Annotated in this window: 12 protein-coding genes; 8 read left to right on the top strand and 4 right to left on the bottom strand. The window is 35.2% G+C overall.

All coding sequences use genetic code 11. The annotated features are described in order from the left end of the window. Window positions 1-18 precede the first annotated feature (18 nt). The 4 genes from OL234_RS08360 (at window position 19) to OL234_RS08345 (ending at window position 3,322) form a co-directional block, all read left to right on the top strand. Window positions 19-1,464, top strand: coding sequence for a YfcC family protein (locus OL234_RS08360; RefSeq protein WP_275468780.1), 1,446 nt, complete (start codon window positions 19-21; stop codon window positions 1,462-1,464). A gap of 232 nt (window positions 1,465-1,696) precedes the next feature. Next, on the top strand, window positions 1,697-1,915 hold the full coding sequence (locus tag OL234_RS08355) for a YqgQ family protein (RefSeq protein WP_275468779.1): 219 nt from the start codon (window positions 1,697-1,699) through the stop codon (window positions 1,913-1,915). Between the two features lie 13 nt (window positions 1,916-1,928). Then, on the top strand, window positions 1,929-2,891 hold the full coding sequence (locus tag OL234_RS08350) for an ROK family glucokinase (RefSeq protein WP_275468778.1): 963 nt from the start codon (window positions 1,929-1,931) through the stop codon (window positions 2,889-2,891). A 32-nt stretch (window positions 2,892-2,923) separates the two neighbouring features. Continuing rightward, entirely contained in the window at window positions 2,924-3,322 is a 399-nt protein-coding gene (locus OL234_RS08345) for a rhodanese-like domain-containing protein (RefSeq protein WP_275468777.1), read from the top strand. 29 nt (window positions 3,323-3,351) lie between these two features. On the opposite strand, the gene rnjA is transcribed toward OL234_RS08345, so the two are convergent. Both rnjA and OL234_RS08335 read right to left on the bottom strand, forming a co-directional pair. Then, window positions 3,352-5,028 carry a ribonuclease J1 gene (gene rnjA, locus OL234_RS08340; protein WP_275468776.1) on the bottom strand — a complete coding sequence of 559 codons (1,677 nt, stop codon included), beginning with the start codon at window positions 5,026-5,028 and terminating at the stop codon, window positions 3,352-3,354. A 1-nt stretch (window position 5,029) separates the two neighbouring features. After that, entirely contained in the window at window positions 5,030-5,245 is a 216-nt protein-coding gene (locus tag OL234_RS08335) for a DNA-directed RNA polymerase subunit epsilon (protein WP_275468775.1), read from the bottom strand. 433 nt (window positions 5,246-5,678) lie between these two features. Between OL234_RS08335 and OL234_RS08330 the strand changes: the two genes are divergently transcribed. From OL234_RS08330 to OL234_RS08315, 4 genes are all read left to right on the top strand, one after another. Next, complete coding sequence (locus OL234_RS08330; RefSeq protein ID WP_275468774.1) at window positions 5,679-7,409, top strand: ABC transporter ATP-binding protein; 1,731 nt, start codon at window positions 5,679-5,681, stop codon at window positions 7,407-7,409. After that, the gene (locus OL234_RS08325) at window positions 7,406-9,175 is read left to right on the top strand and encodes an ABC transporter ATP-binding protein (RefSeq protein ID WP_275468773.1); all 1,770 of its coding nucleotides are present in this window, start codon (window positions 7,406-7,408) and stop codon (window positions 9,173-9,175) included. The genes OL234_RS08330 and OL234_RS08325 overlap by 4 nt, the downstream gene beginning before the upstream one ends. A gap of 174 nt (window positions 9,176-9,349) precedes the next feature. Continuing rightward, the gene (locus OL234_RS08320) at window positions 9,350-10,237 is read left to right on the top strand and encodes a YitT family protein (RefSeq protein WP_275468772.1); all 888 of its coding nucleotides are present in this window, start codon (window positions 9,350-9,352) and stop codon (window positions 10,235-10,237) included. Between the two features lie 309 nt (window positions 10,238-10,546). Continuing rightward, a complete protein-coding gene (locus OL234_RS08315; RefSeq protein WP_275468771.1) occupies window positions 10,547-11,005 on the top strand; it encodes a hypothetical protein in 459 nt (152 codons plus the stop codon). A gap of 167 nt (window positions 11,006-11,172) precedes the next feature. On the opposite strand, the gene OL234_RS08310 is transcribed toward OL234_RS08315, so the two are convergent. Beyond that, a complete protein-coding gene (locus tag OL234_RS08310; protein ID WP_275468770.1) occupies window positions 11,173-11,850 on the bottom strand; it encodes a type 1 glutamine amidotransferase in 678 nt (225 codons plus the stop codon). Between the two features lies 1 nt (window position 11,851). Next, the gene (locus tag OL234_RS08305) at window positions 11,852-13,195 is read right to left on the bottom strand and encodes a Mur ligase family protein (protein WP_275468769.1); all 1,344 of its coding nucleotides are present in this window, start codon (window positions 13,193-13,195) and stop codon (window positions 11,852-11,854) included. Window positions 13,196-13,220 lie beyond the last annotated feature (25 nt).

Below are 13,220 nucleotides of genomic sequence, written 5' to 3'. Positions count from 1 at the left end.
GAGAATATACTACCAAACATGATGAAAAAAGAAAAGAAAACTCTATCCTCATTTAGCATTTTATTTATTATTATTATTGCTTTAGGTATTGTGACATGGATTGTATCAGGAAAGACGTTTACCCCAACTGTTCCAGCAGGTGGAACTGAAACTGTGGATCATGTTATTGGTGCTAAAATATCTGATATTGTCATGTCACCATTTAATGGTTTCCGTGATGCAATTGATATCTGTGTCTTTATTTTAGTTTTAGGTGGCTTTTTAAATATTGTTACAATGACTGGTGCCTTAGAAGCTGGGATTAAAAATGTTGTAAAAAAACTAAAAGGAAATGAGCTTATCATTATTCCAATCCTAATGGTGCTATTTTCAATTGGTGGCTCAACATATGGTATGTCAGAAGAAACATTACCTTTTTATTTATTAATCACTGCCACAATGGTTGCCGCAGGCTTTGATACGATCGTATCTGTCGGGACTATTCTACTAGGTTCCGGTGCTGGGGTTATAGGTTCGACGGTTAACCCATTTGCAACAGGGGTTGCGATGGATGCCTTAAAAGGAATTGATATCCAACCGAATACCGGAATCATTCTATTAGGCGGCATGTGTCTATGGTTTACAACAACTGCCTTTTGTATTTTCTATGTCATGCGTTATGCTAAGAAAGTTAAAGCTGACAAAGGTTCGACTATCTTGTCACTCCAAGAGCAACAAGATATGATGGACACATTTGGTAAAGACGAAAATGCTAGTTTAGAATTTACTAAAAAACATAAAATTATCCTAAGCGTTTTTGCGATTTGTTTCATCGTGATGGTGACGTCTCTAATCCCTTGGGATTCATTTAATGTCACAATCTTCTCAGGTTGGACATCATTTTTAACAGGGGAAAGTTTTGGTAGCTGGTACTTTGGAGATTTAGCAATGTGGTTCTTCATTATGGGACTGATTATTGCGTTAATTCAAGGGTTTAGTGAAACTGAGATTATTGATCATTTCCTTGATGGTACAAAAGATATGTTGTCAGTTGTTTTAATTATTGTAGTAGCTAGAGGGGCGTCTGTTTTAATGGCCCAAACGCATCTAGATTTATATATTTTGGATAAAGCAGCCGGTGGTTTACAAGGCTTATCTCCAATTCTATTTGTAATTGCGGCCTATGTCTTGTACTTATTACTGACATTCTTAATCCCTTCAACTTCAGGATTAGCTTATGTGTCTATCCCAGTTATGGGTGGTTTGGCTAGTGGTATTGGCTTGAGTCCAGATGTTATGGTTCTAATTTTTACATCAGGATGTGGATTAATTAATTTAATTACACCAACTTCAGGTGTTGTCATGGGTGGCTTAGAAATTTCTAAAGTAAATTATTCTACTTGGATGAAATTTATGATGAAACCGATGATTGTGATTGCAGTAATGAACTTATTAGTTTTGATAGGTGCGATGTTATTAGCATAAAAGTAGTACAAAAAGAAACACCACTTAAATTTAGTTAAGTGGTGTTTCTTTTTGTGAAATCTTAGAGAATATGTCTGTTAACACTTTATTTTTTTGTAATAGCGTTTGCTAAAATGAAGGCTTATTAGTATAATTTATCATAGCATTAGATTGACTCATTTGGTGATATTTTAAAGCATCATAAGAGTGTAGTCTTAAGATAAGTACCAAATGTTACAGAAGGATGTGGCGAATGAAAACCTATCACACGTTATATGATGTTCAACAACTATTGAAAAATTATGGTTCCGTTGTCTATGTTGGGAAAAGATTGTGGGATATTGAGATGATGGCAATCGAAATTGATAGTTTATACCGTGCTCAAGTACTTGATCTAAAAACATATCAAATAGTAAAAGGGGTACTTTTAAGAGAGCATGAAGAAGAACTTAAGAAAGAGCAAACAAAATAAGGGGGAAGTAAGTGTGAGTCGTAAATTAATCGGAATTGATTTGGGTGGTACAACAGTAAAATTTGCTATTTTGACTGAAGAAGGTGCTATTCAACAAAAATGGAGTATTGAAACAAATGTGAGCGAAAATGGTACCTTAATCGTGCCAGAAATTATCAAGTCTATTGAACATCGTCTAGATTTATATGAGATGACACCAGCTGATTTTATTGGAATTGGGATGGGAACACCAGGAACAGTTGATCGTGCGAATGGGACCGTTATAGGTGCTTATAACTTGAATTGGACAACGTTACAGCCGGTCAAAGAACAAATTGAAACAGCTTTAGGTATTCCGTTTGCGATTGATAATGATGCGAATGTGGCAGCTTTAGGTGAACGGTGGCAAGGTGCAGGAGAAAATAGTCCTGATGTAACCTTCATTACTTTAGGAACGGGTGTCGGCGGTGGTATTATTGCAGAAGGACATCTTTTACACGGAGCTGTTGGTGCGGCTGGGGAGATTGGTCATATTACAGTTGATCCAGAAGGATTTGATTGTACCTGTGGGAAGAAAGGCTGTTTAGAAACGGTCGCAAGTGCGACAGGTGTTGTACGTTTGGCTCGTACGATGTCAGAAGCCTATTCAGGCGATTCTAAATTAAAATACAATATTGACGATGGGCAAGATGTTTCAAGTAAAGATATTTTCGACTTAGCTGAAGCAGGGGATGATTTTGCACTAAGTGTTGTGGATAAAGTAGCCTTTTATTTAGGCCTAGCTTGTGGTAATATCGGTAATATGTTAAACCCTACAGATATTGTGATTGGTGGCGGTGTATCAGCAGCGGGTGAATTTTTAAGAAGTCGTGTGCAAAGTTATTTTGAACAATTTACTTTCCCACAAGTAAGTGAGAGTACGAAAGTAAAATTGGCACAGTTAGGAAATGAAGCTGGTGTGATTGGTGCAAGCTCATTGGCTTTAGCATTTAAATAGAAAAAGGTTAAGTAAGAAAGGAAGTACGGAGTGTGAGAACAGTTTTATTAGTAGTAAATGTTATTTTATTTGCCATTTTATTAGGGTTAGTTTTAAATGAGTTATATTTACGTATTATGGCGAAAAAATCAGCAACAACCCTTACTGAAGAAGAATTTAAAGAAAAAATGCGTAAAGGTCAAATTATAGATGTACGAGAAAAAGATATTTTTGATGCTGGCCATATTTTAGGTGCACGTAATATTCCTTTTCCAACATTTAAACAGACGCATAGCTCGTTACGCCATGATTTACCTATTTTTTTATATGATCAAAAAAAATCATTAAGTATTCGTACTGCAAATATTTTGCGCAAAAGTGGCTATACGGATGTTTATATTTTAAAAGGCGGCTACAATGGCTGGACTGGTAAGACAAAACGAGCTAAATAAAAAATCCCCTCATTGTGAGGGGATTTTTTTTAGTTATCAGCTGTTAAAACCATTGGTAAGATCATAGGATGTCTTTCCGTTTTTTCAATTAAAAATGGCTCTAAGGTACTGCTAATAACATCATTTAGGACAGCTTCATTACATTCAGGATCTTGTAGCGCCTTGTTAATAGCTTTTGTTAACAAACGTTGACATTGGTTAATCAGGCTACCTGATTCACGCATATAGATAAACCCACGTGATAAAATATCTGGGCCAGCCATGATTTGTTTTTTCTTGTAGTTAACCGTAACAACAGCTAGGACAAGACCTTCCTCTGAAAGAATCCGGCGGTCGCGTAAAACTACATTACCAATATCGCCAATACCGTTACCGTCTACATAAACATCACCTGCGTTAAAGTGACCGGCTAAACGAGCGCTATCAGGAGTTAAGGCTAAGACATCACCATTTCCTAAAATGAAACAGTTATCTTTTTCTACGCCCGTATCTTGAGCAAGTTGTGTATGAACTTTTAACATACGATATTCACCATGAACAGGCATAAAGTATTTAGGCTTCATCAAACTTAACATTAATTTTTGTTCTTGTTGACCACCGTGACCAGAAGTGTGAATGTTATTTACTTTGCCATGAATAACTTCAGCTCCGGCTTCTGATAAACGGTTAATAACACGGTTTACACTCGTCGTATTCCCTGGGATAGGTGAACTTGAAAAGACAACGGTATCGCCAGGTTGAATTGAAATTTGGCGATGAGTACCATTAGCAATTCGACTTAAAGCAGCCATTGGTTCACCTTGTGAGCCCGTACATAAGATAAGCATTTCATTTGCTGGAATACTATTAATTTGGCGTGCATCAACAAAAGTATCTTCTGGCACGTTAATATAGCCTAATTTTTGACCATTAACAATGGCATTTTCCATACTACGTCCAAAAACAGCAACTTTACGTCCTGTTTTTACGGCAGCCATGGCTGTTTGTTGTAAACGGAAGATATTTGAGGCAAAAGTTGCAAATATAATGCGTCCCTCAATTTTTTCAAAGATACGTTCAATTGATTGGCCAATTGTTTTTTCTGATTTGGTAAATTCAGGAACTTCAGCATTGGTACTATCTGAAAGCATACATAAGACGCCTTCATTTCCAATTTTTGCCATACGTTGCAAGTTAGGTGGTTCACCAACTGGTGTAAAGTCAAATTTAAAATCACCTGTACAAACAATATTACCTGAAGGTGTTTTAACAACTAAACCTAAAGCATCAGGAATACTATGAGTAGTTCTGAAGAAGCTAACAGCTGTTTTACGGAACTTAATAACAGTATCTTCATTGATTTCATGAAGCTCAGCATCACGTAATAGACCATGCTCTTCCAATTTATTTTTGATAAGAGCTAAAGCTAAAGGACCAGCATAGATTGGTACATTCGCTTGTTTTAATAAGAAGGGAATACCACCAATATGATCTTCATGACCATGTGTAATCACTAAGGCTTTAACTTTTTTAATGTTTTGAACAATATAGCTGTAGTCAGGAATAACATAATCAATTCCTAGTAGGTCATCTTCTGGAAATTTAATACCAGCATCTACAATGATAATTTCATCTTGGAATTGAACCCCATATGTGTTTTTACCGATTTCACCTAAACCGCCAATACCAAAAACACCCGTTTCATTATTTTTAATGTTGGGTTTCATCTTACTTGAACTCCGTTAAAGAAAAATCAGCATTTTCCTTTTCATATTCTAAGTGGTTACCTTCTAAAAGTTGTACCAACTCAATGTTGTATGGGGTATTTTCTTCAACAAGAACACGTGCATCTACTTCTGTATCCGCCTCGACGTATAATGATTGGGTTTGCTCTCTTTTTGGGTTTCTTACTTTTGTTTCTTGATAATAGACTTTGTAAATCATCTGATAATCTCCTTTATGCATGTTAATGCGTTATATTTGTTAGTTTTATAAAAAGGCGAAAAGAACTTTCACCTGTTTGTTGTTTTTAGTGTAACGCACGCGTTTTGAACACACCAAAATGAGGTGTAAATCACCTTGTTTTGCTATCAATTCACACTAACATTTAAGCGTTAGTAGTGATCCGAAATCTCGACATTATTTCGGGATAATAGCTAAGTATTAGTCAAACTAATTATTTCGGTAAAAAGACGTGTTCGTTACATTTAAAACAATTTTATCATAATTTTAATGATAAGTATAGGAAGGAGTGCCGTATAAATTGAATAATAAAATAGAAAGATTTGTTATGCTTTAAATTAATATGCTATATTAAAGTAAGTTTATAATGTCCCGTTTTATTAAACATTTGAGGGGAAAGAATGGAGGAGTTTAGATGCGTTTGATGTGGGAATACACCATGCGACAGAAAAAATTATTATTTTTCAACTTTATTTGTGTTTTCGGATTTATCCTAATTGAATTAGGACTACCAACTCTGTTGGCTAAAATGATCGATGTTGGGGTAAGAAACAAAGATTGGGAGTACGTTAAGGTGATGGGCTTATGGATGGTAGTCATTACTGCCATTGGTTTGACCTTACATATTTTACTCACATATGTTGGAGCAAGATTGAATACTGCTATTATCATTGACATTCGTGATGATATGTTTGAAAAAATGCAAGGATTTTCACATCAAGAGTATGAAAAGCTAGGTGTTTCATCCTTGATTACGAGAACAACAAATGATGCCTATCAAGTCATGATGTTTTTAGGGATGTTATTAAAAACAGGTTTTTTAACCCCCATGATGTTTACAGCAAGTCTGTATTTAATTATGCGAGAAAGTGTCTCATTATCAAAATTTGTTTTTATGGCGATTCCTTTACTCTTAATAGGCGTTATCGTTTTAGCACGACTCTCAGAACCTCTATCAAAATTACAACAGAAAAATTTAGATAAGCTAAATATGATTTTACGAGAGAATTTATCAGGACTTAGAGTTGTTAGAGCTTTTGTTAATGAAGATTTTCAAGAGAAACGTTTTAAAAAAGTAAATGAGAATTATGCCAGTAGCTCAACTCGATTATTTTCATTAGTAGCAGCGGCGCAACCAGCTTTTTACTTTTTATTTAATATTATTATGGTTTTAGTTATTTGGTTTGGCTCAAAGCAAATTGAATTAGGGACACTTGAAGTCGGAAAGTTGCTGTCTTTTATTGAATATGTCTTTCATGCGCTGTTTTCATTTATGCTTTTCGCTTCTGTTTTTATGATGTATCCACGAGCAGCTGTTTCAGCACAACGTATCCAAGAAGTTCTAGATACTTCAAGCTCAATTGTTGAACCAGAAGAGGGCGTGATTGAAACAAGCACACATGGCGTCTTAGAATTTAAAAATGTGACTTTCGCTTATCCTGGTGCTACAGAAAGTCCAGTTATTCGAGATGTTAGCTTCACTGCTAATCCAGGAGAAACCGTTGCTTTTATTGGAAGTACTGGTAGTGGGAAATCAACGTTAATTCAATTAATTCCACGATTTTATGATACAACTAAAGGAGAAGTATTGATTGATGGTGTCAATGTTAAAGACTATAAATTAGCAGATTTAAGAGCTAAGATTGGCTATATACCTCAAAAAGCATTGTTATTTACAGGCACGATTAGAGATAATCTACGATTTGGTAAACTTGACGCGACTGAGGAAGATTTTCTATATGCGGCAGAGGTCGCGCAAGCTACTGAGTTTATTTCTCAAAAAGAGCATGGCTTTGACGAGATGTTATCAGAGGGGGGAAGTAACTTCTCAGGTGGACAAAAACAGCGCTTAGCAATAGCTAGAGCCATTATTAGGCGACCTGATATTTATGTCTTCGATGATAGTTTTTCAGCACTTGATTACAAGACAGATGCCACATTACGTCAACGCCTTAAAAAGGAAACAACAGATGCGACAGTTTTAATTGTTGCTCAAAGAATTAGTACAATTATGCATGCTGATAAAATTATTGTTTTAAATGAAGGTGATGTAGTTGGTAGCGGTACCCATCAAGAATTATTAAAAAATTGTGGTATTTATTATGATATTGCTGCATCACAATTATCAAAGGAGGAATTAGCATGAAACAGTCTCTTACCTCTTTAAAGCGATTATGGAGTTATCTTAGACACTATCGTGGTATGTTTAGTCTAGCAGTCTTACTAACTGTGGGTGCAGTAGGAGTCAATGCTATTTTACCTTATGTTACAGGCTTACCGATTACAGAAATTTCTAATAATTTGGCTCGTGGCGAGCAGTTGAATTTTGGATATGTTTTAAAAATGATTGGTTTTATTTTATTGATTACGGTGTTATATAGTGGTATGCAATATTCAGCTGTTTATCTAATGACACGTGTCGTCCAACGCTCAATGAAGGATTTGCGTCGTGATATTAGTCAAAAAATCAATCGCTTGCCGGTTTCTTATTTTGATACTCATCAACAAGGAGAAGTCTTATCTAGGGTTACAAATGATGTGGATGCTGTTAGCAACGCGATGCAACAAAGTTTTATAGCCATCATCACAGCCTTTTTAGGAATCGTCACAGCAGTTAGTATGATGTTTATTTTAAATGTCAAATTAGCATTGATGGGAATATTAATGATTCCAACCTCATTAATCATTTCAAAAATTATTGTTTCCAAGTCTCAACAATATTTTCAAAAGCAACAAGATGCACTAGGTGATCTAAATGGATATGTAACAGAACATATGACAGGATTTAATGTGCTAAAATTATATGGTCGTGAAAAAGAGACTTTAGATGGATTTAAAGAAGTCAGCCACCGCTTATCTAATTATGGCTTTAAATCGGCTTGGATTTCAGGGTTGTTGATGCCACTTGTATCGATGACCGCTTACTTAGCTTACATAGCAATGGCCATTAGTGGTAGCTTTTTGATTATTTCAGGGAGTTTAACAGTTGGTAATTTACAAGCAATGATTCAGTACGTTTGGCAAGTTAATCAGCCAATGGGACAGGTCACACAATTGGCTGCTGTGTTACAAAGCGCCTCAGCTTCGACTGTTAGAATATTTGATATTTTAGATGAAGTGGAAGCGACTGAAAATGAAAAGGACGTCTCTTTACCAACAACTATTTTAGGTCGGGTTACATTTGAAAATGTGGCATTTAGTTATTCATCAGAGCGTCCTTTAATTAAAAACTTAAGCTTTGAAGTATTACCAGGTCAAACTGTAGCCATTGTTGGCCCAACTGGAGCTGGGAAAACAACACTGATTAATTTATTAATGCGATTTTATGATGTCACCTCCGGTTCAATTAAAATTGATAATATTGATACTAAAGCAATGAATCGAAGCGATGTCCGGTCATTATTTGGAATGGTTTTGCAAGATGCGTGGCTGTATCATGATACGATTGCTGAAAATATTCGTTTCGGTAAGCTTGATGCAACGGAATATGAAGTGGTAGATGCCGCTAAAACAGCCAATGTTCACCATTTTATTAAAACAATGCCAAAAGGATATGAGATGGAGATTGACGAGGAAGCTTCAAACGTTTCCTTAGGCCAAAAACAATTATTAACAATTGCTCGAGCAGTTATTTCAGATCCTAAAATTTTAATTTTAGATGAAGCCACTAGTTCTGTGGATACACGCTTAGAAGCCTTGATTCAAAAAGCAATGGCTAAAGTAATGGAAGGTCGTACGAGTTTTGTCATTGCTCATCGATTATCAACAATTAGAGAAGCTGATTTGATTTTAGTGATGAAAGATGGCGAGATCATTGAACAAGGAACTCACGATAGTTTGCTAGCTGCCGGAGGTTTTTATGAAAAGCTTTATCATAGTCAGTTTGATGAATCTGGGGATTATGATGATTAAAAAAGGAGACGTTAGTCTTCTTTTTTATTTATTGACCCAAATTTAATAAATAAAATGTATAAAAATTCATTACGGTGATTTGCAAATTCATAAAACATTTAGTATTGTGAGGGAAAGAGCGTCTTGTACGTTTTTTTTTTATTTAGGTTAAACTTGAAGTAGGAGGGGATTAAAATGGTAAAAAGTAATCAGAAAGAGACGATACTAACTTTTTTGAAAATTACACTAGGTGCATTGATTTTTGCACTGGCAATTAATGTTTTTGCTTTGCCCAATAATTTAGGTGAAGGTGGCGTAACAGGGTTGACCATGATTCTTTATTATACAAATGGAATTTCCCCAGCTCTCACAAATATTTGTTTTAATGCCGTATTGATGGTGATTGGGTACAAGTTTCTAGATGGTAAAACAATCTTTATTACAGCATATGTTATCGGTATTTTATCTGTCTTTTTAAAATTAACTGAACCACTGGCTTATCACGCTAGTGAGGTCACGATAGCTGCAGTTAGTGCAGGTGTTTTAATGGGAACTGGGATGGGTTTAATCATGCGTGGTGGTGGAACAACAGCAGGTAGTGCGATTTTAGCTAAGTTGGCCAATAAATATTTAGGTTGGAATACAAGTTATGCGTTACTCTTTTTTGATTTAATTGTTGTTATTCCATCTGTCTTTGTTATTGGATTTGAAAGTATGTTATTTACCCTAATATCGTTAGCTGTGTCTACTAAAGTCTTAGACTTCATTTTAGAAGGCTTTAACCCTAAAAAAACAGTAACGATTATTTCTGAAAAACATGAAGTAATCGCTTCAGAAATTAGTGACAAACTAGGTCGTGGGATTACGGTTCTTAATGGCGTAGGCTATTATAAAAAAAACAATAAAAAGTTATTGTATGTCGTTATTAGCCGAGCACAATTATTACCGATTCAAAAAATTATTAATGATCTTGATCCACTTGCTTTTGTGATTATTAACGATGCACAAAGTGTGATTGGTGAAGGCTTTACTCGAGAGTTTTTTGAAGAAGATGATGAAAGTCCTAATCCAAATGAATTGTAAAAGGTTAGGCTAGTATTAGTAGAATGATTAAGTACCTCAATTTTCGTTTGGAGGTGCTTTTTTTTTAGAGTTAAATCTTTATACCTATTATAAACTACTGGATAGTATAGATGACGCAGCATCTTAAAAGATGTTTCTTTTTGAACAGATATACAAAAGTAATGAGGTTAAAATAGTGTGAATCAGTATGAGTCAATCTAGTCAATTTAGTATAATATTTTTAAAAATACAGATGAAAACCTTTACAATGTTCGTTAAAGGGTATATAGTGAACGTGTTATTAAATCTTATAGAAATCAGGTGAAGAGTATGAAAGGTAAAATTATTTTAAGTCTATTAACAGTGGTAACTTTTGGGTTATTTATGCCCACGGCATCAAAAGTCGAGGCAAGTATGACTAGTAGTTCATTTATAACAGATACTATGATCGAGTTTCCACCTCAGTCTGCCACAGGTATGTATACAGGTCTACTAGACAAAGAATCGTTAGAGCCCCCATTTATCCCTGTTCAAGCCACTGATTTTGAGCCAAAAGAAGTTATTATTGATATCCTTAATCCAGGTCCCAAATCTTTACATTGGGCAGTAGGCGTAATCAATTTAACAACGGAAGAGATTATTGTCGCGCCTATTTATCATCTACAAGGGGCAAAACAAATGCATTTACCACTTAATAATTTAGCGAATAAAAATGATGTCCTATCTGTATACATGGTGCCTTTAGTAGGAAAGGGAGATATTTCTGTAAGAGCAACCCTAGTTTCTTAGAATAGAAGTAGTAGGAAAAGATTGAGTGATTCATTTTTTAGTCGGGGAACCAACGTCGTTATATGCAGCAATAGTAGCCAATTATGACGACATTTAAAATAACCCCCTCACAAATTTGTTTTTCTAAATTTGTGAGGGGGTTATTGTTATGTCAACTTTAAAATTAATTATTCTTTTTTAAAATCTTTACCGTATTTTTTTTCTAAAATCATATTAAGTAAACGGATTGATAGGTGTTCATTACGAGCTAAAATTGGTCCGTGTAGGTAGCTCCCAAAAGTATTTTTGTAAATAACGCCTTCACTTTTATCTTCTCCATTGTTTCCTTCACCTAATTTGATTTCTCCCAAAGGTTTTTCACCTTCACCTAAGAATGTTGTTCCATTGTGATTTTCAAAACCAACATAAGTTTCATCAAATTCGGCATTATAAATCTCGACATCTCCAATGAAACGGTTATTTTCTTGGCTAAGAGTATAGTGGTCTAAGGCACCAATTCCTTGAATTTTATCACCATTAGCCCCAATATAGTAGTGACCTAACATTTGATAGCCACCACAAATAGCAAGCATAACACCATCATCTTCGATGTAGCGTGTTAATTCTTCTTTTTTTGTTTGAAGATCTTTAGAAACGATAGTTTGCTCATAGTCTTGACCACCACCGAAGAAAACAAAATCATAATCATCGGCAGAGAAATCTTCATAGATGCTAATAATATCTGTTGTAAACTCTACCCCCATTTGTTTTGCATGGTAGTCTAGCATTAACATATTGCCATTATCGCCATAGGTATTTAGTAAGTTTCCGTAAAGGTGGCACGCTCTGATTTTTAGTTGTGTCATCTTACATCCCTCCTTTAATATAGCTTTGGTTTGCTAATTCTTTGCGTAATTGAATGACAGCTGTATAGGTCGCTAAGATAAAGACTTGATCAGATGGTGCCTGTTTAATTTCATCAATAACAGATGTTAAGCTGTCAACTTCTGTTATTTTGTCTTCAGGAATACCTGCAACTTTCATACGAAGAGTCATATCTTTACGACGATCTCCGCCGGTAACTACATTAGTTACATCCATTTCGGAAAAGCCTTCATAATTTCCATCCCAAATCCAGCTAATATCGATTCCGTCTGCATAATTGGCATTCAGTAAGCTAACTACAGAGAATGGCCCTTTTGCTAAGCCAATCATATCAATGACTTGATTTAAGCCAACGGGATTTTTAACAAGTACTAAAGTACATTTTTTACCTTCGACATTAATGACTTCTTGACGTCCAAATACTTTTTCATCATAGGCTAATCCAGCTCTAATTTTCTCTGGTGAGACACCATAATGACGGCCGATAGCAGTAGCAGATAAGGCATTATAGACATTGTACAAACCACCCACTTCAATGCCATATTCTTGACCATCAATCGTGAAATTAGCCGATGTATTCGTCATTTCACCAAGTTCAGTTAATTGATAATCAAGTTTAGGACGTTTGAACTCACAATGTGGGCAATAATATTTTCCTAAGTTACTATAAGTAATCATTTTATAATGCAAAATGTGTTGGCAATTTGGACATAATACACCATCGGTATTGTAGTGAGCCATTTGTTCATGATCTTCTTCATGATTAAATCCGTAGTATTCACGAGGATTAACTGTTTCAACAGAGTTGAAAATTGGTAAGTCACCGTTGGTTAAGATTGTTGCTTTAGGTGCTTTGGCAGCCCCGTCGACAATTAATTTATAGGTAGTATAGATTTCACCATAACGGTCCATCTGATCACGGAAAATATTAGTAAATAAAAATAATTCTGGTTTGATGTACTCTGTTACTTTGCTCAGGCTAGCCTCATCAATTTCTAAAACAGCAAAATTTTTACCATTTTTTTTCTTTTTTGCACCTAAGAAAGTTGAAACGATACCTTGTGCCATATTGGCTCCGGTTGGGTTGGTCAAAACTTCTCCAAATTCTTGTTTCAATACATTAACGGTTAAAGCGGTTGTTAGTGTTTTACCATTGGTTCCTGTTACAACAATTACTTCATAGTCTTTGGCTAAGCTATCTAAGATATTAGGATCAATTTTTAGCGCTAACTTTCCAGGTAAACTGCTACCACCTTTTGTAAAATTTTTTAGAAACCATTGACTTGATTTCCCTACAAATGTAGCTAATTGACTGCGTACGGTCATTATTTTGTTCCTCCTATTTAACATG

Origin of the sequence: Vagococcus intermedius, assembly GCF_029144185.1 — a bacterium.
Lineage (GTDB): Bacteria > Bacillota > Bacilli > Lactobacillales > Vagococcaceae > Vagococcus_D > Vagococcus_D intermedius.
This window is presented reverse-complemented; position numbering and strand designations above follow the sequence as displayed.

Coding starts and splice junctions, on each gene's coding strand:
- OL234_RS08360 (WP_275468780.1), top strand. CDS start 19: ATGATGAAAAAAGAAAAGAAAACTCTATCCTCATTTAGCATTTTATTT.
- OL234_RS08355 (WP_275468779.1), top strand. CDS start 1,697: ATGAAAACCTATCACACGTTATATGATGTTCAACAACTATTGAAAAAT.
- rnjA (WP_275468776.1), bottom strand. CDS start 5,028: ATGAAACCCAACATTAAAAATAATGAAACGGGTGTTTTTGGTATTGGC.
- OL234_RS08335 (WP_275468775.1), bottom strand. CDS start 5,245: ATGATTTACAAAGTCTATTATCAAGAAACAAAAGTAAGAAACCCAAAA.
- OL234_RS08330 (WP_275468774.1), top strand. CDS start 5,679: ATGCGTTTGATGTGGGAATACACCATGCGACAGAAAAAATTATTATTT.
- OL234_RS08325 (WP_275468773.1), top strand. CDS start 7,406: ATGAAACAGTCTCTTACCTCTTTAAAGCGATTATGGAGTTATCTTAGA.
- OL234_RS08320 (WP_275468772.1), top strand. CDS start 9,350: ATGGTAAAAAGTAATCAGAAAGAGACGATACTAACTTTTTTGAAAATT.
- OL234_RS08315 (WP_275468771.1), top strand. CDS start 10,547: ATGAAAGGTAAAATTATTTTAAGTCTATTAACAGTGGTAACTTTTGGG.
- OL234_RS08310 (WP_275468770.1), bottom strand. CDS start 11,850: ATGACACAACTAAAAATCAGAGCGTGCCACCTTTACGGAAACTTACTA.
- OL234_RS08305 (WP_275468769.1), bottom strand. CDS start 13,195: ATGACCGTACGCAGTCAATTAGCTACATTTGTAGGGAAATCAAGTCAA.